This window comes from Brevibacterium sp. LAARM2_SD2, assembly GCF_057364785.1.
Window position 1 is genome coordinate 171,395 of record NZ_JBNFOM010000001.1, and the last position, 25,454, is coordinate 196,848.

At 69.2% G+C, this 25,454-nt stretch carries 22 protein-coding genes; 8 read left to right on the forward strand and 14 right to left on the reverse strand.

Features of this window, described 5'->3' with window-relative positions; all coding sequences use genetic code 11:
* The first annotated feature begins 230 nt into the window (after window positions 1–230).
* Window positions 231–1,640: an aromatic ring-hydroxylating oxygenase subunit alpha gene (locus tag AC2W7K_RS00765; RefSeq protein WP_232623766.1), complete on the forward strand. Its 1,410-nt coding sequence runs from the start codon at window positions 231–233 to the stop codon at window positions 1,638–1,640.
* Window positions 1,637–2,881: an FAD-binding oxidoreductase gene (locus tag AC2W7K_RS00770; protein WP_232623765.1), complete on the forward strand. Its 1,245-nt coding sequence runs from the start codon at window positions 1,637–1,639 to the stop codon at window positions 2,879–2,881. Before AC2W7K_RS00765 ends, AC2W7K_RS00770 begins: the two co-directional genes overlap by 4 nt.
* Here AC2W7K_RS00770 and AC2W7K_RS00775 read toward each other — a convergent pair whose 3' ends face one another.
* Entirely contained in the window at window positions 2,882–4,006 is a 1,125-nt protein-coding gene (locus tag AC2W7K_RS00775) for a proline racemase family protein (RefSeq protein ID WP_232623764.1), read from the reverse strand.
* Window positions 4,003–6,033, reverse strand: a complete 2,031-nt coding sequence (locus AC2W7K_RS00780) for an oxidoreductase (RefSeq protein ID WP_198500016.1) — start codon at window positions 6,031–6,033, stop codon at window positions 4,003–4,005. The genes AC2W7K_RS00775 and AC2W7K_RS00780 overlap by 4 nt, the downstream gene beginning before the upstream one ends.
* Before the next feature lie 274 nt (window positions 6,034–6,307).
* Here AC2W7K_RS00780 and AC2W7K_RS00785 point away from each other — a divergent pair, with 274 nt between their 5' ends.
* The gene (locus AC2W7K_RS00785) at window positions 6,308–7,339 is read left to right on the forward strand and encodes a GntR family transcriptional regulator (RefSeq protein ID WP_232623763.1); all 1,032 of its coding nucleotides are present in this window, start codon (window positions 6,308–6,310) and stop codon (window positions 7,337–7,339) included.
* 160 nt (window positions 7,340–7,499) lie between these two features.
* Here AC2W7K_RS00785 and AC2W7K_RS00790 read toward each other — a convergent pair whose 3' ends face one another.
* Window positions 7,500–9,017 carry an MFS transporter gene (locus AC2W7K_RS00790; RefSeq protein WP_232623762.1) on the reverse strand — a complete coding sequence of 506 codons (1,518 nt, stop codon included), beginning with the start codon at window positions 9,015–9,017 and terminating at the stop codon, window positions 7,500–7,502.
* Window positions 9,018–9,456: 439 nt separating this feature from the next.
* A complete protein-coding gene (locus AC2W7K_RS00795) occupies window positions 9,457–11,058 on the reverse strand; it encodes an aminotransferase class I/II-fold pyridoxal phosphate-dependent enzyme (RefSeq protein ID WP_198500015.1) in 1,602 nt (533 codons plus the stop codon).
* Window positions 11,059–11,148: 90 nt separating this feature from the next.
* On the opposite strand from AC2W7K_RS00795, the gene AC2W7K_RS00800 reads away from it, so the two are divergent.
* A complete protein-coding gene (locus AC2W7K_RS00800) occupies window positions 11,149–12,150 on the forward strand; it encodes a LysR family transcriptional regulator (RefSeq protein ID WP_486005660.1) in 1,002 nt (333 codons plus the stop codon).
* 73 nt (window positions 12,151–12,223) lie between these two features.
* Here AC2W7K_RS00800 and AC2W7K_RS00805 read toward each other — a convergent pair whose 3' ends face one another.
* Both AC2W7K_RS00805 and AC2W7K_RS00810 read right to left on the reverse strand, forming a co-directional pair.
* On the reverse strand, window positions 12,224–12,682 hold the full coding sequence (locus AC2W7K_RS00805; RefSeq protein ID WP_137826875.1) for an RrF2 family transcriptional regulator: 459 nt from the start codon (window positions 12,680–12,682) through the stop codon (window positions 12,224–12,226).
* Window positions 12,683–12,957: 275 nt separating this feature from the next.
* Window positions 12,958–13,857, reverse strand: a complete 900-nt coding sequence (locus tag AC2W7K_RS00810) for a sulfite exporter TauE/SafE family protein (protein ID WP_198500013.1) — start codon at window positions 13,855–13,857, stop codon at window positions 12,958–12,960.
* Window positions 13,858–14,071: 214 nt separating this feature from the next.
* Here AC2W7K_RS00810 and AC2W7K_RS00815 point away from each other — a divergent pair, with 214 nt between their 5' ends.
* Entirely contained in the window at window positions 14,072–14,464 is a 393-nt protein-coding gene (locus AC2W7K_RS00815; protein ID WP_344250269.1) for a hypothetical protein, read from the forward strand.
* Window positions 14,465–14,526: 62 nt separating this feature from the next.
* Here AC2W7K_RS00815 and AC2W7K_RS00820 read toward each other — a convergent pair whose 3' ends face one another.
* On the reverse strand, window positions 14,527–15,282 hold the full coding sequence (locus AC2W7K_RS00820; RefSeq protein ID WP_211978559.1) for a GH25 family lysozyme: 756 nt from the start codon (window positions 15,280–15,282) through the stop codon (window positions 14,527–14,529).
* A gap of 10 nt (window positions 15,283–15,292) precedes the next feature.
* Entirely contained in the window at window positions 15,293–16,561 is a 1,269-nt protein-coding gene (locus AC2W7K_RS00825; protein ID WP_211978560.1) for a pyridoxal phosphate-dependent aminotransferase, read from the reverse strand.
* A 193-nt stretch (window positions 16,562–16,754) separates the two neighbouring features.
* Here AC2W7K_RS00825 and AC2W7K_RS00830 point away from each other — a divergent pair, with 193 nt between their 5' ends.
* The 3 genes from AC2W7K_RS00830 to AC2W7K_RS00840 all read left to right on the forward strand — a co-directional run bounded on the left by AC2W7K_RS00830 (window position 16,755) and on the right by AC2W7K_RS00840 (window position 19,033).
* Window positions 16,755–17,417, forward strand: coding sequence for a TetR/AcrR family transcriptional regulator (locus tag AC2W7K_RS00830; RefSeq protein ID WP_211978561.1), 663 nt, complete (start codon window positions 16,755–16,757; stop codon window positions 17,415–17,417).
* 123 nt (window positions 17,418–17,540) lie between these two features.
* The gene (locus tag AC2W7K_RS00835) at window positions 17,541–18,302 is read left to right on the forward strand and encodes an ABC transporter ATP-binding protein (RefSeq protein WP_211978562.1); all 762 of its coding nucleotides are present in this window, start codon (window positions 17,541–17,543) and stop codon (window positions 18,300–18,302) included.
* On the forward strand, window positions 18,299–19,033 hold the full coding sequence (locus AC2W7K_RS00840) for an ABC transporter permease (protein WP_211978563.1): 735 nt from the start codon (window positions 18,299–18,301) through the stop codon (window positions 19,031–19,033). Before AC2W7K_RS00835 ends, AC2W7K_RS00840 begins: the two co-directional genes overlap by 4 nt.
* Window positions 19,034–19,089: 56 nt before the next feature.
* Here AC2W7K_RS00840 and AC2W7K_RS00845 read toward each other — a convergent pair whose 3' ends face one another.
* The 6 genes from AC2W7K_RS00845 to AC2W7K_RS00870 form a co-directional block, all read right to left on the reverse strand.
* Complete coding sequence (locus tag AC2W7K_RS00845; protein ID WP_211978564.1) at window positions 19,090–19,665, reverse strand: GNAT family N-acetyltransferase; 576 nt, start codon at window positions 19,663–19,665, stop codon at window positions 19,090–19,092.
* A gap of 210 nt (window positions 19,666–19,875) precedes the next feature.
* Entirely contained in the window at window positions 19,876–21,657 is a 1,782-nt protein-coding gene (gene phoA / locus AC2W7K_RS00850) for an alkaline phosphatase (protein ID WP_211978565.1), read from the reverse strand.
* A 145-nt stretch (window positions 21,658–21,802) separates the two neighbouring features.
* Window positions 21,803–22,936 carry an ABC transporter permease gene (locus AC2W7K_RS00855; protein ID WP_211978566.1) on the reverse strand — a complete coding sequence of 378 codons (1,134 nt, stop codon included), beginning with the start codon at window positions 22,934–22,936 and terminating at the stop codon, window positions 21,803–21,805.
* Window positions 22,933–23,820 carry an ABC transporter ATP-binding protein gene (locus tag AC2W7K_RS00860; RefSeq protein WP_211978567.1) on the reverse strand — a complete coding sequence of 296 codons (888 nt, stop codon included), beginning with the start codon at window positions 23,818–23,820 and terminating at the stop codon, window positions 22,933–22,935. Before AC2W7K_RS00860 ends, AC2W7K_RS00855 begins: the two co-directional genes overlap by 4 nt.
* Before the next feature lie 103 nt (window positions 23,821–23,923).
* Window positions 23,924–24,553 carry a TetR/AcrR family transcriptional regulator gene (locus AC2W7K_RS00865; protein ID WP_211978568.1) on the reverse strand — a complete coding sequence of 210 codons (630 nt, stop codon included), beginning with the start codon at window positions 24,551–24,553 and terminating at the stop codon, window positions 23,924–23,926.
* Window positions 24,554–24,813: 260 nt separating this feature from the next.
* A complete protein-coding gene (locus AC2W7K_RS00870) occupies window positions 24,814–25,452 on the reverse strand; it encodes a response regulator (protein ID WP_486005661.1) in 639 nt (212 codons plus the stop codon).
* Window positions 25,453–25,454 lie beyond the last annotated feature (2 nt).

Here is a 25,454-nt window from a genome sequence, read left to right on the forward strand (position 1 = left end):
GCTTTTCTTCGTCTTCTGCCGCCTCGACACTGGAGTCACAGCGAGATGTCGGATGCTCGGCAGACGCCTCACCGCCAGCCGCAGGGGGCCGCCGGCCGCATCCCCGGCGGTACAGGGGACGCCGACCGCTGAGGCGGCCGATCCCCGGTGTGGTGGAGCGTCGGCGGAGGCGATCACCCGACTGGCCGAGGCGAGCACGATGCGGCAGAAGGTGAAAGGCAGGTGCAGAGATGACGATGGCTCCGCGGACCCGGTCCGCAACGGCTGCCCCGACCGACCACGTCGCCGCGCCCGCCCACCCCGGTGGGCCAGGCCCCCACCCCGGAGGGCCGGCTGCCCAATTCAGCAGTTCGGTCTCCGACCTCAGCGCACCGCCCGCCGACCTCAGCGCACCGGGCGCGCTCGACCGGCTCATCGACGAGCGTCGCCCCGGCTGGTCCCTCGAGGCCCCGTTCTACACCAGCCCCGAGTTCTTCGCCCGCGACGTCGAAGCGATCTTCGCCTCGACGTGGATCTTCGTCGGCACCGTCGCCGAGGTGCCCGAACCCGGCGACTACGTGACGATCGACGTGGGCACGTACTCGGTCATCATCATCCGCGACGACGATGACGCGATCCGGGCCCACCACAATGTCTGCCGCCACCGCGGCACCCGGCTGCTCAACGACCTGTCCGGGTCGGTGGGCAACATCGTCTGCAGCTACCACCAGTGGACCTACACCCCCGGCGGCGAGCTCATCTCCGCCGGTGTGCAGGCACCGGGCTTCGACCCCGCGTGCTTCTCCCTGCGTCCGGTCAATGTCCGAATCATCGCGGGACTGATCTTCATCTGCCTCGGACCGCCCCCGGACGACATCGCCGAGGTCGCCGACGTCATCGCCCCCTACATCGCACCCCACGACATCGCCGGGGCGAAGGTCGCAGCCCAGGTCGACCTCATCGAGGACTCGAACTGGAAGCTCGTCATGGAGAACAACCGCGAGTGCTACCACTGCGAAGCCGGCCACCCGGAGCTCACCTGCACCTTCTTCCCCACCTACGGATACGCCGCCGACGAGATCCCGGCCCGGCTGCAACCCGCCTACCAGCGCTTCCTCGATGCCGAGCGCCGACTCCACGACAACTGCGACCGCAACGGCGTGCCTTACGCCCTCGTCGAAGACCTCAGCGGACGCCCCACCGGATTCCGCATCGAACGGGCAGCCCTCGACGGGAAGGGTGAGTCGTACACGATGGACGGATCGGCCGCCTCGGCGAAGCTGCTCGGCGACCTCGACACCTTCACCCTCGGACGCGCCTCCCTCCACATCCAGCCGAACATGTGGTTCCACGCGATGGGCGATCACATCGTCACCTTCAGCCTCGTCCCCCTCGCCGCGGATCGGACGCTCGTGCGCACGACGTGGCTCGTCGACGCCGAGGCGGTCGAGGGCGTCGACTACGACCTGGAGAACCTCACGACGGTGTGGATGAAGACGAACGAACAGGACGCGACGTTCTGCGAGCGCGGGCAGCTCGGGGTGTCGTCCCCGGCGTACCTGCCGGGACCCTACGCCCCCACCGAGGCGCACCTCGACGAGTTCTGCACGTGGTACATCGAGAGGCTCACGGCACACCGGGAGAGGATGGACGGGCGATGAGATACATCCGGTCACCGTTTCCCATCGAGGCAGGCCCGCGGCCAGGGGCGGCGGCGAGCAAGGCGACGTTCCGCGTGCCGGCGCGGGGTGCGGGTGCGGCGGTCCCCGCATCCTCGGCCGCCACGGCAGCCACAGCTGCCGTCGCAGTGAGCGGCGTGCTGACGGCAACGGTGCCGTCCGCGACGATGGCCGGTGAGGCCGAGGGGATCACCGGTCTCGCCGAATGCGTCGGGATCACCCGGGTCACCCACGACATCATCACGATCGAACTCCGCGCACCGTGGCTGGCCTCCGCAGACTTCGAACCCGGGCAGTACCTCACGGTGCGCGTGCCCGAGCTCGGTCTCGAGCGCTGCTACTCGATCTCCTCGGCGCCGTTCGGCACGAACACGTTCACCCTCACCGTCAAGCGCGTGCCCGGCGGTGCGGTCTCGACGCATCTCCACGACGTTCTCCGCATCGGCGACACCCTCCACGTCGACGGCCCCTACGGCCTCTTCAGCACCAGCTTCCACCCTGCTGACAAGCACCTCTTCGTCTGTGCGGGCTCGGGGACCACCCCGATCATGTCGATGATCCGCGCACTCCTGGCCAACCAGTTGCCGGATCCCGTCGACATCGTCCTCATCCACAGCGCCTCGACGCCTGAGGACATCGTCTTCCGGACCGAGCTCGACCAGCTCGCCACCGTCCCCGGAGTCCGCGTCGTCGCGCACTGCTCCCGGGACGCGGCCGAGGAGAGATGGACGGGCCCGCGCGGGCGGATCGGCCGGGAGATCCTCGCCGAGGCGGCCCCCGATGCCTGCGATCGCGAGACCTTCGTGTGCGGCCCGGCTCCGTACATGGACACCGTTCGCCCGCTTCTCGCCGCGGTGGGTGCCCGGAGAGTGCACGAGGAGTCGTTCGTCTTCGGCACCGCGCCCGCAGACCGGGTGGCCAGGCACCGGGCCGAGCAGTCGGTCGTCCCGGTGCCTGGCGCGACGTTCGCGATCGACTTCGCGTCGAACGGCACGCGGGTCGCCTGCGATGCCGCCACCACCGTCCTCGAGGCCGCTGCCGCCGCCGGCCTGCCCGTCCCTTCGTCGTGCGGAGCGGGAATGTGCGGGACGTGCAAGTCGACACTCGTCAGCGGCGAGGTCGACATGCGCCACTCCGGGGGGATCCGTCCGAAGGAGATCGCCGCCGGCAGGTTCCTGCCGTGCTGCTCGACGCCGCTCAGCGACCTCGTCATCGAGCGGTGATCAGCGCAGCACGAATCCCGGTACGAGATCGTCCCGCGGGTCGACCTCGAAGGTGCACGTCGCGACCCGGTGTGCGGTGCCCGTGACGAGCGGGACGACACTGTCGGCAGAGGCCCAGCCGTTTCCACTGTCCCCGAGACCGTCAGCGCCCCCAGTGCCCACTCTGTCCCCGTGGTCGTCACTGCCCTCGAGTTCGGCGAGGACCCTGGCCCGGAACCGCGTGCCGACGATCGATTCGTGGAGCAGCGTCTGCCCCGAGTCGAGTTCGCCCGTCGCGCTCAGCGCCGCGATGCGCGCGGCCGTGCCCGACCCGCAGGGCGAGCGGTCGACCTGACCGTCGGCGAAGACCGTGACATTGCGCTGCCAGACCTCACCATCGACGCTGGTGCCGAGCCGGTTGACGATGATCGTCCCGTAGACACCGCTGAGGCGGTCATCGCTCGGGTGCGCGGTGGCCGGATGCCCGGCGAGAGCGGCCTTGACCTCCCTCCCGAGGGCGATGAGCTCGCCGAGGCGGTCCGGCTCGACCGCGATCCCCAACGCGTCCCCGTCGACGAGTGCGTAGAGCGCCCCGCCCCATGCGAGATCGACGGCGGCCTCTCCCCGTGCTGTCGTCACCGGGAGGCCGGTGGCGACGAGGCGGCTCGGCACATTGACGAAGTCGACCGAGGTGACCCCGCCCGTCTCGTCCGTGTGCACCGCCGCCCGGACCCTGCCCGAGGGGACGTCGATGACGACCTCGGTGATCCCGGAATCGTCGGCCTGAATGAGTCCCGACTCGACCGCCCAGACGCCCAGAGCCATCGTGCCGTGCCCGCACGCGGTGGAGAATCCGTCCTTGTGCCAGAAGAGCACGCCGAAGTCGGCGCCGTCGTCTTCGGGTGGGACGAGGAAGCCGCCGTACATATCGGCGTGCCCGCGCGGTTCGAAGCAGAGGAGCTGCCGCAGCCCGTCGACCTCGGCCGAGCGGGTCGCGAATGCCCGCCGGTCGGCGACGGTGGTCCCGGGGATGTCGACCGGGGGCTCCGGGACGATCCGGAACGGCTCACCGGCCGTGTGATAGTCGACCGTCGTCACGGTGCCCATGTCGCGCGGCCCTCCCCGGTGGTCGTCCGTCCTGCTCATCGACCCACCCCCATCCCGACCCGCAGGCCCTCGAGCACGGCGGCATGGACGTTGCGGGAGGCGACCGCGTCACCGATCCGGTAGAGCGCGAACGAGCCGGTCGCCTCGGCGGATGGATCCGGCTGCGGCTGCCCGCGCACCCACGCATCGAGGTCGATCTCCCCGCGATTGGACGCCCGGTCGCGCAGCTCGAGGTAGATCTCATCGTTGGGCAGCGTCCCGTGATCGACGACGACGGCATCCGTCTCGATCTCCGTTTCGAGGTCCGAGTATTCGCTGGTGAGGACCGCTCGCACCCCGGTGCCGTGCGGCTGCGTCGTCGTCAGGCGCTCGCCGAGGCGGACCTCGACCCCGCATTCGGAGAACGTCCGCAGGTAGGCCGGGGAGTTCATCGACCCGACGTCGATGCCGATCGTCCGCTCCGGGCTGACATAGGTGACGTGCTGGCCGGCGCGGGCGAGCCGTTCGACGGCGTCGAGGGCCGGGTACGCCCCGTGGTCGTCGAAGACGATGACGCGCTGTCGACCGCGGAGGTGATCGTCCATGACGTCCCACACGTCGAACGCGGCGAGGTCACCGGAGTCGGGGATGCCGCCGGTCGCGACGATGACGACGTCGGGGGCGAGCGCCAGTACCGCCTCGGCGTCGGCATAGGTGTTGAGGCGCAGATCGACGCCGTGCTTGCGGCACTGCTCGACCCGCCAGTCGACGATCCCGATGAGGTCGCGACGACGCTCGGACCGGGCGGCGATGCGGACCTGACCGCCGGGCGCGGAATCGGCTTCGAGCAGGGTGACCCGATGCCCGCGGACCGCGGCGACGCGGGCGGCCTCGAGGCCGGCGGGACCGGCGCCGACGATGACGACGTGCTTCGCCTCGGCGACGGAATCCGCGGGCACCTCCTGCGGCAGATCCGCCTCGCGGCCGGTCGCGGGATTGTGGATGCACGTCGCCGATCCGGACGTGTAGATGCTGTCGAGGCACATGTTCGCGCCCACGCACGGGCGGATGTCGTCCTCGCGGTGCTCGGTGATCTTGGCGACGAGGTAGGGGTCGGCCAGCTGTGCCCGGGTCATCCCGACGAGGTCGAGGCAGCCGTCCTCGATCGCGTAGCGCGCGGTCGGGACGTCGGCAATGCGGGCGGCGTGGAGGACGGGGATGTCGATGGCCTTGCGGATCCGGCGGCACGTCTCGAGCCACGGTGCCGAGGGCGTGCCCATCCCGGGGATCGCCTCGGCGAGGACCCGATCGGAGGAGATCGTGCCGACGTTGAGATTGAGGAATCCGAGGCCGTGGGCGGCGTAGGTCTCGAGCACATCGGTCGCCCGGTCCTCGCGCATGCCGTCGTCGCGGAGTTCGTCGACGGCCATCCGGATGCCCACGAGGAAGCCCGCGGGCACGGCGGCGGTGACGGCGTCGATGACGCGCAGCGGGAAGCGCATGAGCGCGTCGAGGTCGCCGCCCCACTCGTCGCTGCGCTCGTTGAGCCAGGACGCGAGGAAGGAGTCGAGGAGGTGACCGGCGTGCATGATCTCGAGGCCGTCGAACCCGGCAGCGGCGACCCGGGCGGCCGCGGCCGCGAAGTCGGCGACGATGCGGTCCATGTCGAAGTCCTCGAGGGCCTTCGTGAACGACCGGTGCGCGGCCTCCCTGGTCCGTGACGGCGAGACGAGCGGCAGCCAGTCCCCGGCGAAGTTCGACGAGCGCATCCCCAGATGCGTCGCCTGGATCATCACCGCGGCACCCTCGGCGTGGCAGTCCTCGGCGATCGCGCGCAGCCAGGGGATCACCTCGTCGGTCGTCAGGTCGATGTTGCCGAACGCGGCCGGCGAGTCCTTCGACACGATCGCGGACCCGCCGATCATCGTCAGCCCGACACCGCCGCGCGCCTTCTCCCGGTGGTAGAGGCGGTAGCGGTCCGTCGGCATGCCGTTCTCGGTGTAGGCGGGCTCGTGCGAGGTCGAGACGATGCGGTTGCGCAGGGTGAGTCCGCCGAGGTCGTACGGCTGGAGCAGCGGGTCGTCCATTCCTCCTCCATCGCAGGAACGGGTTCCGGAGCCGGAGCGGGGTTACCGGGCTGGAACGGATTGTCGGGCTGGTATGGGTTGTCGGGGTCGTGGTTCGCGGTGCTGGAGCGGATTGCGGTGCGGGACTGGTTGCGGTGCCGGTACGGCTTGTCGGGCCGGTACTGATTGTCAGGTAATCGATTACCGACTACCTGTCTTCCATCGTGGATTCTCCGGGCTATGCTGTCAATAGTTCTGGCAGGGGAGGTCGAGAGTTCCGGCAGGGGGAGATGGCATGGACCGAGCGAAGCAGCCCTCGCTGCGCGAGCATGCGCTCTCGATCATCCGCGACGCGATCGCCACGGGTGAGCTCGCCGAGGATCGGATCTATTCGGCCGCCGGGCTCGCGAAGCAGCTCGGCATCTCGCTCAGTCCGGTGCGTGAGGCGATGATGGCGCTCGTCACCGAAGGCACCGTCGAGGCGGTGCCCAACCGCGGCTTCCGCCTCGTCCCGATCACCGAGGCCGACCTCGAGGAGATCATCCGCATCCGCGTCCTCCTCGCCGTGCCGGCGGTGCGGCAGCTGTGCGATCGGCTCGCCGAGGCGGGGCCCGGGTCTGCTGTGGGCGCTGGCGAATTGGATGACGACGTCCCCACGGGGACGGGCGGTGCGGGGTCGGCTGCCGGTGCTGGCGGTTCTGCGGCCGTCGACCTCGAGGGCGCCGACAGGAGAAGCGGTGGCGGTGCGGGTGACACCGTTCCCACGGGGATGAGAGACGGAGTCCCCACGGGGACGGGCGATGCGATCCGCGACGAGCTGCGCCGACTGCGCACCCATGCCGAGGCGACGGTGGCCGCGGCCGTTGCCGGCGACCTCGTCGCGTTCTATACCCATGACCGCCGGTTCCACGAGTCGCTCCTCGCGTTCGGCCTCGGACGCCGTGCCGCGGAGATCAGCCTGCGGCTGCGCGACCAGTCCCGGATCGGCCATCTCTCGACCGTCGACGCAGGACCCAGTGATGCGGAAACCGGCAGCGCGGAATCCAGCGGTGCGGGTGGCGGAGCCGAAGCCCAAGCGACTTCGGGAGCGGGATCCACCGGTGCAGGGGCTAAAGCCGACGCCGCGGCGGACAGTACGAGCGCCTCGGTGACCGGATCCGGCAGCTCACGGTCTGTCGGGAACGTCGCGGTCACCTCGGCGAAGGAGCTCATCGACATCGTCGACCTCATCGAAGCGAACCGGCCCGACGCGGTCGCCGACCTCGTCACCCGCAACCTCTACTTCTTCAGACGCACCGAGGCCTCCGTCTCGGATGCCTCGGAGTGAACGGCACCGCTGGACCTCTCAGCAGACGACATCGCCCCTCCCGCGCTCACTGCGCGGAAGGGGCGATGCTCGATGCCGGTTCGTCGTGACTGGTCAGGGCGGCGAAGTCGGTTCAGACGCAGCCGCGTCGCCTCAGGTCAGATCACTTGCTCGGACTGTGTCACTTCCCGGCGCCGATCGGCATGGTCTCGGGGTCGATGTCGGGATTCTCGTCCTGACCCTTGGCGAGCTCGACGGCCTCTTCATGCGAGGACACCGTCGGGAACGACCCGAGCAGCGGCCGGTGCGCGGATTCGCGCATGAAGAACACGGCGACGAGCGCGATGACCGAGAAGAACATGATGTAGAAGGCCGGCATGTACGAGTTCCCGGTGAGGTCGATGAGTGCCTGGCTGAACAGCGGCGTCGTGCCGCCGAACAGCGAGACGCCGAGGTTGAACGTCAGGCCCATCGCGCCGTAGCGCGACGCCGTCGGGAACAGCGCCGGCAGGGTCGAGGCGAGGCACGCGATGTAGAACGCCGCGGGCAGCGCGACCATGAACAGTGCGATCGTCACCGCCCACATCTCGCCGATCTGCATGACGGCGAAGGCGGGAACGATGAGGACGATCGTCATGCCTGCGGCCAGCCCGAAGACGAACCGGCGGCCGAGCTTGTCGGAGAGCCGACCGATGAGCGGCAGGCAGATCGACATGATGACGAGCACCGGGATGGTGACGACGGCGGCCTGGATGTTCGAGACCTTGACCGTCTCCTCGAGGTAGGTCGGCATGAAGCTCGTCAGCGCGTAGCCCACCGTCTGCGAACCCGCGACGATGGCGATGCCGATGAGGATCTCCTTCCAGAAGTGGCGGATGACGCCGATGAGGCCGTGGCGGGCGAACGGGTCGTCCGCGCTCTTCGTCACCAGGCCCTCCTCCTGGGCGGCCTCGAAGCCGGGAGTCTCCGGGATCTTCAAGCGGAACCAGATGGCGACGACGCCGAGCGGGATGGCGACGAGGAACGGGATCCTCCAACCGCCGTCGACCATCGCGGTCTCGCCCCAGATGCTCGTGGTCACCACGCTCGTGATGGCCACCGTGCCGGCACCGGCGGCGAAGCCGAGGTAGGAGCCGACGTCGAGCCAGGCGGCCCAGTAGCCGCGGGACTTGTCGGGGGCGAACTCGGAGACGTAGGTGGTGGCACCGGCGTACTCGCCGCCGGTGGAGAAGCCCTGGATCATCTTGAGGATGTAGAGGGGGATGATCACCCACAGGCCGACCTGTGCGGCTGTGGGCAGCACGCCGATGAGTGCGGTGGCCGTCGCCATCGTCGCCATGGTGAAGAAGAGGACCTTCTGGCGCCCGATCTTGTCACCGAGCGGTCCGAGCACCATGCCGCCGAGCGGGCGGACGAGGAAGGACACGGCGAATCCGAGCAGCGTGACGAGCAGTCCCATCTGCGGATCCATGCCCTCGGTGAAGACGGCGGTCATCGTCACGGCGAGGTAGCCGTAGACGCCGAAGTCGAACCATTCCATGAAGTTGCCGACGGTCGTGCCGCCGATCGCGGTGCGGATGGACTTCGGCTCGACGACGATGCAGTCGTCGGCTTCCAAGCGCTTCTTCTTCGTCGACCGCCGCTTGATGCGGAAGGGCTTTCTGCTCTCCGCGCTCGGTTCGGTGTGGCCGGATGTCATTGCTGATTCCTCACGTTGACTGAGATGAAAACGCCGCGGCAGCGGCCGGCGGCGTCAAGGCAATGGAGTTCATCTTTGCGCTGGGCGCAAGCACTGTCAACAGCAATTGTGAACCAGATCACGCACAGCACCGGCCGCCCGATGCGGATTTCGCACCCGCGCTTCGGTGCTCTCATGCGGCAAGCGGCGCTGTGGCGCCGCGGAGATCGCCGTGATCCTATTCACGTGCGAATCGTGACGGGGGTCACATCGCGAAACGGATGATTCCGTCAGGGAATCCTGCCGCGGTTCCGGCTCCCGAAGAGTGGGAAGGCTCTTCCGCCGAGGTGGTCGCGCGGTCGACGACGACGGCGCGCACTCAGGGACTCCCGCCCCGGCGTGCGCGCCGTCAATGTGGTGGATGCTGTCGGCGTCAGACCTCGTGAATCTGTGGTTGCCGTCAGTTCTCGTGAGTGTGCGAGGGAACGACGACCCGGAAGTTCGCGAGCTCGGGGTCGACGCTGCCGCGCACGTGTCCCGAAGGGCTGGCTGCGACCGCCTGCAGGAAGTCGATCGTCTCCTGGGTGATCTCCTCGCCGGGCAGGACGTTGGGAATGCCGGGAGGATACGCGGCCAGCGAGCTCACGCTGATCCGGCCGGCCGCCTCGGCGGCGGAGACGACCTCGGACTCAGCGAAGAACGCGTCGCGCGGAAGCATGACGAGGTCGCCTGCCGTCGGCAGCGGCGGGATCTCGACCGGAGCGTCGTCGGCGGACGCGGGTGCCGCACCCTGCTCGATCGTCCCGACGACCTCAGCGTCCGCCTCGGCGAGGACGTCTGCCTCGGCGTTCTCCAGGCGCAGCTGCTCGAGGGCGTCGAGGAGACGGCTGATGTCCGGGGACTTGCCGAGTCCGATGAGCGCGACGAGGGTCGTGGCCGTGGCCATCTCGGCGAAGATCCCGAAGTCCTCGGCCAGGCGCTTGCGGACGGTGTGCCCGTCGAAGCCGGTCGCGGTGATGTCGATGGGCAGGCGGAACGGGTCGATGTCGACGACGTCCGGGGAGCTGAGGAAGTCGGCCGAGAGCAGCCGGTAGTGCCCCGACCCCTCGATCTGGGCGCGGGCGTGCCGGATGTTCGTGAGCGACTCCGCGATCGCGTCCTGGGAGTTGACGAGATCGCGGCGGGCGATGTCGATCGAGGCCATGAGGTGCGCGTTCTCGCTCGTCGAGGCCGTCATCATGAACGCGCGGGCGAGTGCCGGTTCGAGGCGGTCGGCGAACTCGGTGTCGCCGAGGTGGAGGAGCGCGGACTGCGTGAACGAGCCGGCGAGCTTGTGGGTGCTCATGATGACGACGTCGGCGCCGAGCGTGACCGGGGAGGCAGGAAGGTCGGGGTGGAAGCCGAAGTGCGCACCCCAGGCCGCGTCGACGATGAGGATCGCGCCGGCCTCGTGGGCCACCTCGGCGAGGGCTGCGACGTCCGCGACCGCACCGAAGTAGCTCGGGGTGACGAGGTAGACGGCCGTGACCGTCTCCGGGTGGCTGCGGATCGCGTGGCGCAGCGAATCGGGGGTGACGCCGTGGGCGATGCCGTTGACCTCATCGACGTTGGGCGAGACGAAGCGCGGATTGATTCCGGCGAGGACGATGCCGTCGATGAAGCTCGAATGGGCGCTGCGCTGCGTGACGACGCCCGAGCCGAGGGTGCCGATGGCCAGCGCCGCCATCCGGTTGCCCTGTGAGGAGCCGTTGGTGAGGAACCACGTGCGGCGGGCTCCCCATGCCTCGGCGGCGAGCTCGAGGGCCTCGTCCTTCGGGGTGTCGACGCCGAGGTCGATGCCATCGAAGAGCGGCGGGATGTCGAGGGCGAGCACGTTCTCGCCGAAGAAGTCGGCCTGACCTGCGGAGATGCCGTCACCGTTGCCGCCGTGACCGGGAGTCTGGAGAAGCAGGGGATTGCGGGCGGCGGCCTTCGCGAGAGCGTCGGCGTACGGGGCGTGAGTGCGCGCGCGACCATCCTCGTGGGGGGTCGCGGGCACGGCGGAGTCCTGGTGCACGGTCATGCCTTCAGGGTAGGGAATGAGGGCCTTGGGGAGAATAGCAAGTTTCCTCGCCTACTCTATAGACAGTATTGAACTCATCGAGGGAGAGCTATGGAAGTTCTGGACACTCGCGGGCTCGTCGCGCTCCGCGCCGTCGCCGATGCCGGATCGGTCGCGGCAGCGGCGACGCGGCTCGACTGGAGCCAGCCGACCGTCAACCATCACCTCGCGAATCTCGAACGCACGCTCGGGGCGACCCTCATCGAGCGCACCTCCCGCGGTTCGCATCCGACGACCGTCGGCAGCCTCGTCGTCACTCGGGCGGTGGAGATCCTCGGTCTCGCCGACCGCCTCGTCGACGAGGTGGCGCTGTGGCGGGATTCGCAGGCGGTGCCGGTGAAGATCGGGGCCGTGCCCACGGTCGGCGAGCGTGTCATCCCGCTGCTTCACCACGAGCTGCAGAAGCGTCCGCGGTGGCAGGTCGCCGATGATGCGTCGGCCACGGTGCTCGGGGCTGCGCTCGACGTCACGATGGACGAGCATGCGAAGCTCGTCTCCCGGCTCGAGGCCGGCGACCTCGACCTTGCGCTCCTCGTCTCCACCGACGTCGACAAGGTGTGGATCCCGCCGAGCCTCACGGCGAAGAAGCTCTACTCCGAGCAGCTCTTCCTCTGCGTGCCCAAGGCCGTGGGGCCCGTGCCGATCGATCCGCACGGGCTGCCCGACTTCGCGGCGCTCGTCACGCAGTCGTGGGCGTTCAGCATCGACCCCGGTGACGCCATCGACGAGGTGATCCGCGCGTTCTGCCTGGCCGCGGGCTTCGAACCCCGGGTGGGGATGCGGATGGACGACTACGCGGCGATCAACAGGATGATCGCCGCGGGCCTGGCGATCGCGATGATCCCCGAGTCCTCACTGCCCACCGACCCCGAGATCGAGATCGTGCCGATGCCCCTGTCGGCCGCCCGCCGGGACGTCCTCCTCGTCTCCCGGGCACCGCAGCTCGGCCCGCGGCAGAAGTCCGCGCGGCACGATCCGATCGTCGCCGCCCATTCCGCTGCAGTCGCCGAGGTGGTCGCCGACGTCCGCACCGTCACCGCGGTCTGGAGGTAGGCAGGCGGGCTGTGTGGACCGCAGTCTGCGGCCCGCGGCGCTGGTCGGTCGGAGCGCCTCGGCGAGGTGGGCCTCAGTGCGGCTGCCAGGCGTCTTCGATCGCGACTCTGTCCGTGATCTCCGGGGGCAGGGTCTTGACCGCGAGGTCGGCCATCGTCACCTTCTCGAGGACATCGCGCAGGGCGAAGCGGGCGGCGACCCACACCTGTTGGAGGCATTCGGCGGCGTCGTCGTATTCGACGGCCTCGGGCCGCTGGCCGTAGATGGAGACGAGAGGGCCGTCGACGGCGCGGATGACATCGGCGGCGGTCACCTCGGCGGCTGGGCGGGAGAACCGCCACCCTCCGGACTTCCCGCGGACGGAGACGAGGATCCCCGCGCGACGCAGGTCGGCGAGGATCGACTGGAGGAAGCCTTTGGGTATGTCCTGCCGGCGTCCGAGCTCGTCGGCGCTGATGGGATCGCCGTCAACAGCGCCCGCGATCTCGATGAGCGCGCGCAGGGCGTAGTCGGATTTCGTCGTGACCCGCATCCCGATATGCTACCGCGCACGGCGGTTCGGTAGCACCCCGTCGTGCCGTCTGAGGGTGCGGAATACGACGGGCGCAGTGCGCTGGTGTCGGGCTGTCTCACGTTGGCGCGGACACTGCAGCCTCGCGGGTCGTGCTGACCCGCGAGGCTGTCCGTGACCCGTGGCTGGCTGGCCCGAGGCTGGTTGGCCCATGCCTGGCTGAACTGAGCCTGGCTGAACTGAGCCTGACTGATCCGCGCCCGGCTGACCTCGGGGTGGGGTCGGCGGGTGTGGTCTCAGGCCTCGGCGCCGACGGGTTCGGCAGCGGCCTCCGCGCGACGGGTCCTGCGCTCGAGCCGGACGACGTGGATGAGCAGGGAGATCCACCCGAGTGCCAGCGCCGCGAGGATCGTCGAGACCACGGGGGTCGACGCACCGAGGGCGAGGGAGATCGTCCGAGCGTTCGTGAGGATGATGATGCCGCCGGCCGCGATCGCGAGGACCTTGGCCGGGAGGATCTTCACGAGCCACGCCGCGAAGGGTGCGGCGATGATGCCGCCGACGAGCAGAGCGCCTGCGATCGACCACTCGATGCCCTGGGAGCCGAGGGCGAAGAGGAAGCCGAGCGACCCGCCGACGGCGACGACGAATTCGCTCGTGTCGATCGAGCCGACGACCTTGCGGGGCTCGAGGCGTCCCGAGGACAGGAGAGTCGTCGTGCCGACCGGGCCCCAGCCTCCGCCGCCGATCGCGTCGAGTGCGCCGCCGACGAGTCCGATGGGAACGAGCAGACCCTTGCCGGGGCGGCCCTTGAATGTCGGGCGGGCGCCGCCGAGGGCGAGGAAGCGCCAGATGACGTAGACGCCGAGAGCGAGCAGCAGACCGGAGATCCACGGGGTGGCGGCGTCGCCGTTGAGACCGGCGAGGAACGTCGCACCCGCGAAGGCGCCGACGAAGCCGGGGACCGCGAGGATGAGGACGGTGCGCCAGTCGACGTTGCCGAACTTGTGGTGGGAGATGCCGGAGACGAGCGAGGTGCCGATCTCGGAGAAGTGCACGGCCGCCGAGGCGGTCGCCGGGGCGATGCCGGTGGCCAGCAGCAGGGTCGTCGACGTCACGCCGTACGCCATGCCGAGGGATCCGTCGATGAGCTGGGCGATGAGCCCGACGATGCCTAAGACGATGAGCTGCCTCATGGTGGCCGCCTCTCCGTTGTGCGAAGCTGAGTGAGATTGTTGAGCAGTTTCACGTGCCTCCCACACAATACTCATTAAGTTGAGTGAATTACTACACTATGAACTTCTGTGACGGGGTGAGGCGGCAGACGAAGCGGGTGAGTGAGTCGCAGATGCGTGTGACGGGGCGAACTGCGGTGCGCACCGCGGGGCGAAACAGCGCTGCGCACCGCGCGTGCTCTCGACGGGACGTAAGGCGGGCGACGACAAGGCGCCGGTTCTGCGCCGCATCCATGGCGATCCCCGTGTTCTGCGCCAGGTCCATGGTGAAATTCGCGTCCAGATCACCATGAATCCGGCGCGCAATCGCCATGAACGCGGCGCACATTGCTCAACTATCGCCGCGACCCGCGACTCGGCGCCGCGACTCGGCGCTGCGACGCCGACAACGACCCGCGCCGCATGCGACCTGAAGTCGGCCCCGGTGCCACCCGAGGCAGGGACTTCCGGACGCAGAGTGTCGATTTCGGACTCGATCATCGACACTCTGCGTCCGGAGAACGACGACGCGGGCACAGGAGTCGTCGGGACGGCGCGTAACTGTCGGTTCACCGCGTATCTGTCGTGACACTGCGTCGGTGGGCGGGGTGGTTGGGGGTGCAGCCCCGTGCCGCGACGGGTTGATTCCCCTCAGTCGAAGGGCTGCGAGGACCGCGAGGACTGCGGGGCGTGGGCCTGTTCGGTCACGCGGAGGACGTCGAGGTCGACCTGCCCGTCGATGCCCGCGACGTTCGCGAAGTAGTGGACCTGCCACATCGTCCACTCGCCGCCGGGCCGGACGAAGAAGTTCGTCACCCACTGCGGGCGGTCGGCCAGCGTCCCGATCGAGTAGTCGGAGGTGAAGGAGCCGCGCGCATAGACGAGGAGCTCGCGGCCCCACGCCTCCTCGACGATGCGCCGGAAGTCCTCGAGCTCGGCGTCCACCGCCTCCTGCGGCGGTCGCTCCTGACAGGCGCCGATGAGTTCGAGGTCGATCGCCGGCGCCAGCGCCTCGGGTTCGGGCGGGGCGGCAGCGAGGAAGTTCTCGGCCTGCTCGGCACCGGGGGAGCAGAGGGTGAAGAAGTGATAGGCGCCGCGGCGCACGCCGGCGGTCGCGGAATCCGTCCAGTTCGCGGCGAATCGGGGGTCGACGTAGTCGTTGCCCTCCGTGGCCTTGATCATCGCCGCGGCGATGTCGTCGGAGGCCACTGCCCTCCAGTCGATGACGCCCTGGTGGTTGGAGACGTCGATCGCGTGGACCTCACCGGGCTCGAGCGCGGGCCGGGTGTTCGGCACCCACGCGAACCACCAGACGGCCACAGCGAGGACAGCGACGACGACGGCGGTCGCCGTGAGGGGAAGCGGACGGCGCCAGCGCGGGGTGCGGTCTCGGCGGGGTGCGGTCACACGACCAAATCTACCCGGCGGCCCCCTCCACCTCGCGGACGATCGGCAGCTCGCACGTCGTCGGCGCGTGCTGCCGGTACCCGGAGAGGAACTCGCCGAGGCGGTCGATCGATTCGGTGAGCACGTCGACCGACGGCAGTGTGACGAGCCGGAAGTGATCGGGCCGCGACCAGTTGAAAGCGGTGCCGTGCGAGACGAGGATCTTCTGCTCGCGCAGCAGGTCGAGAGCGAACTGCTCGTCGTCGGTGATCCCGAACTTCTCCGTGTCGAGCTTCGCGAAGAGGTAGAGCGCCCCGTCGGCGCGTTCGGCGCTGACGCCGTCGATCGAGTTGAGGCCCTCATGGGCGACGGTCATCTGCTCGCCGAGGCGGCCGGTCGGCAGGACGAGATCCTCGATCGACTGCTTGCCGCCGAGGGCCGCCTGGATCGCGTGCTGGGCGGGCACGTTCGCGCACATCCGCATGTTCGCGAGCAGGGTGATGCCCTCGATGTAGCTCTTCGCCTCGGACAGCGGTCCGGTGATCGCGAGCCACCCCGCCCGGTAGCCGGCGATCCGGTAGGCCTTCGACAGCCCCGAGTAGGTCAGGCACAGCACATCGTCGCCGGTCAGGGTCGCCATGTTGATCATCTCGACGCCGTTGTAGGTGATCTTCTCGTAGATCTCGTCGGCGAAGACGATGAGGTGGTGGCGGCGGGCGATGTCGGCGATCGCGGCCAGCGTCTCCCGCGGGTAGACCGCACCGGTCGGGTTGTTCGGGTTGATGACGACGATGCCGCGCGTGCGCTCGGTGATCTTCGACTCGAGATCCTCGAGGTCGGGCAGCCAGCCGTTCTCGTCGTCGCAGAGGTAGTGCTTCGGGGTGCCCCCGGACAGCGCCACCGAGGCGGTCCACAGCGGGTAGTCGGGACTGGGCACGAGGATCTCATCGCCGGGATTGCACAGGGCCTGCAGCGAGAGCGTGATGAGCTCGCTCACCCCGTTGCCGAGGAAGACCTCCCGCGTGTCGAGGTTCGTGATCCCCTTCGACTCGTAGTGCTGGACGACGGCTCGGCGCCCGGAGAGGATGCCCCGCGACTCCGAGTAGCCCTGCGCGACGGGCAGGTGGCCGACGATGTCCTGGACGATCGTCTCAGGCGCTTCGAAGCCGAACGGTGCAGGGTTGCCGATGTTGAGCTTGAGGATCGTGTGTCCCGCTGCCTCCATCGCCTCCGCCTCTTCGAGGACAGGACCCCGAATGTCATAGAGGACATTGGCCAGCTTCGACGACTGCCTGAACATGTGTGCCTTTCTCCAGCGACTTCTGCCACTTCCACGCTAGGGCCCGGACCTGAGTGCTTCCGACCAGACAGAGGCGCGTTTCGAACACCTTTGTCCGCGCCGACGGACCGAAGTGCAGACCTTTGGGCAGCCGCTCGCGCTGTCCGAGCGGACCCCGCGTCCCGGCTCCCGGCAGGCGACTAAGCTGAGTAACGTGTCCGATCCTGCACCGCGCCGCCGCGGCCGTCCGCCGAAGTCCTCGCGCGGCGACGCCCGCCAGGCGATCGCGAAGGCCGCGGCCGACGAGTTCTCCGACCGTGGGTACGATGCGACGTCGATGCGCGGCATCGCCCGCCGCGCCGGCGTCGATCCGGCGCTCGTCCACCATTATTTCGAGTCGAAGGCAGCCCTCTTCGCCGAGGCGGTGAGGCTGCCCGTGCGCCCCGACCGGATCGTCCGGCGCGCGCTCGACGCCCCGCTCGACCGCCTCGGCGAATCGATCGCCGGCACGGTGCTCACCGCCTGGGAGGATCCGAGGATCAGGCCGATCGGCATCACCCTGCTCAAATCCGTCATCGGCGGATCCGCGGCCGGCAGCCTGCTGCGGCAGTTCATGGTCCGCGAGCTCGGGTCGGCGATCACCGGCAAGCTCACCGCCGAGGGCATCGAATCCGCCGAGGCGGAGCTGCGGTCCTCGCTCGTGCTCAGTCAGATGGCCGGCGTGCTCATCATCCGCCACGTCGTCGCGCTCGAACCGCTCGCCTCGGCGCCGCTGCCGGAGGTCATCGCCCGGACCTCGCTGTCCGTGCAGCGGCACATCGACGGGAACACGCAGGTCAGCGACCCGGACCCGGGCGACGACCGTCCCAGCGACTGACCCTTCTACGGCCGTGCGGCGAACAGCGCGTCGTCGCGGAAGGCGGCTCGCGCTCGCCTGAGCGCGTCGATTCCGGACAGATTCCCCTTGACGCCTCCGACGAAGAGGCGTCTAATTCATCGTATGATGAATAATGTCATCGAGACCCGCGGCCTCACGGTCCGGCGCGGACGCACGACGGTCCTCGACCGGCTCGATCTCGACGTGCCGTCGGGCGCGATCGTCGGACTGCTCGGGCCCAGCGGCAGCGGAAAGACGACCCTCATGCGCGCGATCGTCGGCATGCAGATCACCCGCGGCGGCACCGTAACCGTGCTCGGTCGGCCCGCCGGGACGCGGGCGCTGCGGCATCGGGTGGGCTACATGACCCAGCAGGCGAGCATCTACGACGATCTCACCGTCGAGCAGAACCTCCGCTACTTCGCGCGGATCGTCGGCGCCCCGGCCGCGGATGCCGCCCGCGTCATCGAGCGCACGGGCCTGACCGGGCAGACGCGTCAGCTGGCGCGCACGCTCTCGGGCGGGCAGGCCAACCGCGTCTCCCTTGCCGCGGCGATGCTCGGCACCCCCGACCTCCTCATCCTCGACGAACCGACCGTCGGCCTCGACCCCGTCCTCCGCGCCGACCTCTGGGACATCTTCCGCCGGCTCGTCGACGACGGGGCGACGATCCTCGTCTCGAGCCACGTCATGGACGAGGCGACCCGGTGCGATCGGCTCCTCCTCATGCGCGACGGCCGCATCATCGCCGACACCACCCCACCCGAGCTCCTCGCCGCGACGGGAGCCGAGACCGCCGAGGACGCCTTCCTCACGATCATCGAACGCGATCGCACGGGAGGCCACCGCCTCCTCGGCGCAGGTCCGGACGGAGGCACGCGATGACGGCCCGGCGCACGTTCGCCACCGCCGGTCGCGTCCTCCTCCAGATCGGCCACGACCCGCGCACGATCGCGCTCCTCCTCGTCGTGCCGAGCCTCCTCATCGGCCTCGTCGCGTGGATCTTCGACGAGACCGAGGTCTTCGCCGACATCGGCCCGGCGATGCTCGCGCTCTTCCCGTTCATCGTCATGTTCCTCGTCACGAGCATCTCCACCCTGCGCGAGCGCCGCAGCGGCACGCTGGAGCGGCTGCTGTCGATGCCGCTCGGCAAGGGCGACTTCATCCTCGGCTACACGCTCGCGTTCGGTCTGCTCGCCATCGTGCAGACGGCGATCGCCGGGACCTACGCGATCTGGGTGTGCGGACTCGAGATCGAGGGGTCGATGGTCCTGCTCTTCGTCGTCGCGATCGCCGATGCCCTCCTCGGCACCGCGCTCGGCCTGCTCGCCAGCGCCTTCGCGCGCACCGAGTTCCAGGTCGTTCAGTTCATGCCCGTGCTCGTCTTCCCGCAGATCCTCCTCGGCGGGATCTTCCTCGCCCGGGACCGGCTGCCGGAGGTGCTCGAGACCATCGGCGACTGGCTGCCGCTGTCGCACGCGATCGACGCGCTCACCGCCGTCGCCACGGGATCCGAGGACGCCGACTGGGTGTGGCTGCGGATCCTCTTCATCGGCTGCTGGATCGTCGGTGCGATCGTCGTCGGCTCGCTCACGCTGCGCCGGCGGACCCCGTAACTGCGCGCAACTCCGCAGGTGTGTGCTCAGGAGGCGCTGACTCCGCGGCTGTGCGCTCAGGCCCGCTTGCGGTCGGAGGCGAGCATCCCGAAGACGAGAGTGTCCGTCCATTCGCCCTTCGACCACCAGTCGCTGCGCAGGTGGGCTTCGCGTGTCATGCCGATGCGCTCGGCCAGCTTCGCCGAGGCGGTGTTCCGGGCATCCATCTGCGCGACGACCCGGCGCAGCTGCGCGTCGTCGAAGGCATGGTTGAGCACGGCGAGCGCCGCCTCGGAGGCGAAGCCGTGGCCACCGGCGGCGGGGTTGAGCACCCAGCCGACCTCCGCCTTCGTCTCGTCCGCGGAGTCGAGCCAGATCGCGATGTCGCCGATGACGGTCGAACCCGCGAAGTCCTCATGATCGTCGTCGGTCTCGATGACGAGGGCGAGTGCCTTCGCCTCCCCGCCCAGCCCCGTACGGGGGATCCGCTTGCCGATCTCGGTCCGCGCCACCTCGGCGGTCCAGGGGTCGCAGAGAAGGAACCGCGAGACGTCCTCGCGCGCGTAGATCGGCAGCAGCGCCTCGGCGTCGGAGGGCCGGTAGGTGCGCAGGCGCAGCCGTGCGGTGCGGACGGTGAGCGCAGGGTCGGTCATGTCGTCTACCGAACCACGCCGCCACCCCCGGGTCAAGGTGCGCACAGACGGTGCCGCAGGGCGGAAACGCGAACGGCACGGTCGTCGACCCTCGGCACGGTGGGGAACCCGTGCCGCTGGTCGATGACCGTGCCGTTCGGAGAGGCGTGAGCCGAATCGGCTCACGCCGGACTTGGCGTCAGTGCTGCTCGCGTCAGCGCGGCCCGCTGCTCAGATGTTGATGAGCTTGCGGCGCTGGGCGTAGCGGACGAGGGCGGTGCCGCCGATGATCGCCGCGACGCCGAAGAAGATCGCCGCGCCGATCTCGACACCGGTGCGCGGGAGGGTGCCTCCGCCCTTGCCGGCGAGTCCGGGGCCCTGGTCGCCGCCGGAGGAGCCGTTGCCCTCACCGCCGCCCGAGCCGCTGTTGCCACCACCGGCGCCACCGGCGCCGTTCTCATCGGAGTTCCCGTTCGACTCATCGCCGCCGGCATCCGCACCGCCGGCATCGGCCGAGCCGTTCGACTCGTCCCCACCGGCGTCCGCGGATCCCTCGGAGGTGCCGCTCGAGTCATCGGAACCGGCGGGGTCGTCACCCGGGTCGCCGGGCACCTCGGCGTCGGGGTCGAGGCCGAGCCCGTCGAGGATCGTGAAGTGCGTGTCCGTCTGGTCGGTGAGTCCGACGACGTTCGCGGCTCCGGGGCCGTAGGCGGCGATGCGCACCTGCGAGCCGGTGTGGCTCTGCGAGTTGCCCTCTTCGGCGGTGCCGTACGCGACGGTCATCGGGCTGCCGTCCTTCGTCTCCAGCGTGCGGCTCAGGCCCGGCGTCGTCGATCCCGTCTCGACGATCTGGCTCGTGTGAGCGTGGTCGGCGGTCGTGATGACGAGCGTCTCACCGTCCTGCTTCGCGAAGTCGAGGGCCGCGGTGACGGCCTCGTTGAGGTCGACGGTCTCACCGATCTGACCGCACGGGTTCGCCGCGTGGTTCTGCTTGTCGATGCTCGCGCCCTCGACCTGGAGGAAGAAGCCCTTGTCGTTGTCGAGGAGGTCGACGGCCTTCGTCGTCAGCGCCTCGAGGCTGGGCACGGCGGAGGTGCGCTCGGGGTTGTCGGTGCACTGCGCGGCCGGTTCGCTGCCGCCGGTGCGGGTGGCCAGCGGGCCTTCCCAGCGGACGGGGAAATTGCCCTCGGAGAAGAGGCCGAGGACGGGGGCGTCCTGGTTCGCCTCGGTCACCGAATCGAGTGAGGACGCGTCGTCGACGAGCTGGTAGCCGCGCTCCTCGGCCTGCTGGCGCAGGGTCTTGCCCTCCCAGTCGCCGGCCTTCGCGGTCTGCTCGAAGGAGGCCGAGCCGCCGCCGAGGGTGACATCGGCGCGTGTGTCGAGGATCTGCTCGCTGATCGACCCGAGCCCGCCGTTCTCGAGGGCGGCCTCGGAGCAGTCCTGGCTCGTCTCCTCGGGGCCGTAGCAGCCGCGGGCGGAGATGTGCGAGGCCTGCGCGGCCGGAGTCGCATCCTGGATCTCAGAGGTCGAGACGTTTCCGGTCTTCAGGCCGTTCGCCCGGGCGATCTCGACGAGGGTCTTCTCCGGGGTGCCGTTGCGGTCGATGCCGAGCGCGCCGTTGTACGTCTTCACGCCCGAGGCCCAGCCGGTGGCGCTCGCCGCGGAGTCGGTGACGTAGTTGGGCTTGCCGGTCTCCTGGTCGACCGCGTACGTCGTGTAGCTGCCGGTCAGCGGCAGTTCGTCGATGCCGGAAAAGCGGCCGTTCGCGCCCTCGGCGTAGTTGCGGGCGACGGTGATCTCCGAATCGCCCATGCCGTCTCCGATGAGGAGGATGACGTTCTTCGCCCCGGCGTCCTCGATCGATTTCCGGATCGAGTCGGTCATGTCGCCGTCGAGCTGGCGGGCACCGCCGGGTTCGTCGATGCCGGCCGCCGCGGCGGGGGCGGCGACGCCGAAGAGTGCGAGGCTGAGCGCGCCGGTTGCTGCTGCGAGACGCAGAGTTCTCCTGGCCATGGTTGTCCTTTCGGATCGTGGTGCGCGATTGCGCGGATCTGCCATTCCAACCTACTCAGGGAACTCGCAGACTGGATTGATCCGGGATGAAGGGCGCGTGAATTGCCCTGTCACATGACCACCATGCGGACGACCGGCGACGTGCTCACGACCGGCCGAGCGCCTGCTTCCACGACACCTTCGGGCCCGACCTCAGGATCGACTGCTCGAAGATCCGGGTGGCCAGCAGCAGGGCGAGCAGCGTCGTGACCACGAGGATCGCCAGGGACACGAGCGGCTCCCACCAGGCGGTCGTGCCCATGAACACCCGCATCGGAACCGCGACGGCCGCGGAGAACGGAATGTAGCTGAGCACCGCCATGATCGCCTCGTTGTCGGAGAAGAGGACGACGCCCATGTAGGGCAGGAGGATGAGCATCATGATCGGCGTGCTCGTCGACCCGAGGTCCTCCGACCGGGAGACCATCGACGCGGCAGCCGCGTAGAGCGCGGCGATCATGACGAAGCCGACGACGAAGAGGGGGATGAACCACGCGATCGGGTCGGCGAGACGACCGAGGACGAGGTCGTTGCCGCTGATCGCGGCGCCGACGAGCACCGCGACCGCGGTGAGCGCGACCTGCGCGAACGCGAGCACCGAGCACGCGATGACCTTGCCGAACATGATCGCCCGCGCCGAGGTGGAGGCGAGCAGGATCTCGACGATCCGCGACTGCTTCTCCTCGACGACCGATGAGGCGATCGTCATCCCGAACGTCATCGCCGAGGAGAGGAAGATCAGCCCGAGGCCGAGCCCGATGAAGCGCGTGAGCGCCGGATCCGGGGCATTCGGGTCGAGGATGTCGACGGTCGGGGTGAGGCTGAGCGCGCCGCTCAGCGACTCGGGCGCCGCCCGCAGGGCGATGATCGTCGTCCCGGTCGGCGAGTCGGCGGAGTCGACGACGGCCGCGGTGACCTCTTCGCTGCGCACGAGCTCCTCGGCCTCCTCGGTGCTGCCGACGACGACCGGTTCGATGCCGTCGATGCCGGCCACGGAATCCGCCGAGGTGACCGCCACCTTGTCCGTCGAGGCGAACAGTGAGGGCAGCGACCCGGAGACGGCGACGACCGCGCCGAAGAGGATGACGCCGAGCAGAGTGGAGACGACGAAGGCCTTCGACCTCAGCCGGACCATGATCTCGCGTTCGATGACGAGACCGATCGCCGTGGTGAAGCTCGCCCGGGTCGTCGTCACCGGTGTCGAGAGATGGGTTCCGGGAATGGGCTGGTGTGCGCTCATGCCTGCGTGACCTCCTGGAAGAGACGGTTGAGGGGAACGGAATGGGGGGCGAACGCGCGCACGGACGACAGGGTCATCGCCTGCCGGAGGACCGCCTCGGCGGCATCCCCGTCAGGGGCGGAGAACCGCACCCACGTACCGTCGAACTCGGCGACGGCGACGTCGGGAAGGTCCCGGACCCATGCGAGATCCGCATCGGCCTCGAGGATCCACTCCGGGCGGCTGCGCTGACGGCGCAGCTCGTCGGCGGTGCCGGTCGCGACGAGGCGGCCCTGGTTGATGATGACGAGATCGTCGACGAGGCGTTCGACGAGGTCGAGCTGATGACTCGAGAAGAGGACGGGAGCACCGGTGTCGGCGAAGTCGGTGAGCACGTCGAGGGTGCGTTCGACGGCGATCGGGTCGAGACCGGAGAACGGCTCGTCGAGGACGAGCGCGCGGGGGCGGTGGATGAGGGCTGCGGCGATCTGCACCTTCTGCTGGTTGCCGAGGCTGACGGATTCGAGCGTGTCCGTCGGCTTGCCGCCCAGCTCGAGCCGCTCGAGGAGTTCGAGGCCGCGGCGCTTCGCCGAATGCCGGCTGAGGCCGTGGAAGCGGGCGAGGTAGACGAGCTGATCGATGATCGGCATCTTCGGGTAGAGCCCGCGCTCCTCGGGCATGTATCCGATGGTGCTGCGGTCGGCGGCGGTGATCGGCCGGCCGTCGACGGTGATGCGACCGGCATCGGCGGCGAGGACGCCGAGGAGGATCCGCATCGTCGTCGTCTTGCCCGAGCCGTTCGCACCGACGAAACCGGTCATCCGGCCGTCGCCGATGGTGAACGAGAGGTCGTGGAGGACCTTCTTGTCGCCGAAGCTGCGTGCGATGTTCTCTAGCGTGATCATGTCTCCACGCTATGCGGGGACACGGTTCCCGCGGCTCAGCCGAACGGGCGAGATCCGCCTCCTGCTGCCGGGGGAGCGGTCGCCCTGCGGTGCGGCGAACCGGTCAGTCCCGCGGCTCAGGCGGTTCGGGTTGGGCCTGCTCGATGAGGAGGCAGGCGAGGTTGACGGAGCGGTCGATGTCGACGTCGTCCAACGGCGGGGAGTGGGGGATGAGCGAGCGCATGAGGAACGCGCCGACGAAGGTCTCCATGAGGGCGTCGAGGTCGACGGCGTCGACGACGATCGCGTCGCGCGCGGCTGCACGGTCGAGGATCTCGGTGAGCACCGCCATCCGCTGCGGGAGGAAGCCCTTGACGAAGGCATCGGCCGCCTCGGCGGGGCCGTCGTGCATGTGGGCGAGCCACGCGGGCATCGCCGCGCGGACGAACGGATCGTTGAAGATCGCCGCCTGCTGGGATTGGAAGGCGCGGAGGTCGCCGGCGAGAGTGCCGGTGGGCTCCGGGGTGTCGAGTGGGTGCCGCCGATCGACGAGCGCGGGGATGAGGTCGGCGACGCTGGCGAAGCGGCGATAGAACGCGGGTTTGCTCGTCCCGGCGGCGGCGACGATCGCTGCGATGGTCGCGGAGCCGTAGCCCTCTTCGATGATGATCTGCGCCGCGGCATCGAGGATGCTGAGGTCGATCGAATCGTCGCGTGGCCGACCGGAGAATCGATTGGTGCTGATGTCGATCATCCTTCACATCGGTCGTGCGGTCGCAGAATTCGCTCTGACTGTAGCAGAGGAGAGGGGTGGGGTTGCCGGTTCTTTATCATTCCGTTACGCTACGTAACGAGCGGTGGCATACCATCCGCTCACCCCTCATGAGCAGTGCTCGTGATCCATCCCCAATGGACGTGGAGGCAGCGGCGCTGTGGACAGCAGCGCCCTGCTCCGTCCGTGGGGTGAGGTGCCCCGTCGGAGGTGGCGCCGCGAGGGATGAGGCGCCGAGGTGGTCACGTCGTCGGCGCGGACTCCCCGACGCGGACGACACCGTTCTCATACGCCCAGATGACAGCGTGCGTGCGGTCGCGGATGCCGAGTTTGGCGAGCAGGTTCGACACGTGCGTCTTCACCGTGGCCTCGCCGAGGTGGAGCTGACCGGCGATCTCGGCATTGCTCAGGCCCGTGGCGAGGAGGCGGAGGACCTCCTGTTCGCGCTCGGTGAGGAGATCGAGCGCGGGCGAGGGCTGCGCGGATGCGGCCGGGGAGCTCACCGAGCGTTCGATGACGCGGCGCGTGACCTCGGGGGAGAGCAGGCCGTCCCCGCTGGCCAGGGCCTTGACAGCGTCGATGAGCTGTTCGGCTTCGGCGGTCTTGAGGAGGAAGCCGCCGGCTCCTGCGGCGAGCGCTTCGAAGAGGAAGTCGTCGCGATCGAAGGTCGTGAGCATGAGGACGGCGCTGCCGGTGTCGCGCCGGACGATCTCCGCAGTGGCGGCGAGGCCGTCCATCACCGGCATCTGGACGTCCATGCAGATGACGTCGGGTGTGAGCTCGATGGCGCGGTCGATTGCGATCTGCCCGTTCTGGGCTTCGCCGACGACGGCGATCCCGTCCTCGGATTCGAGGATCGTGCGGAAGCCGGTGCGGACCATCG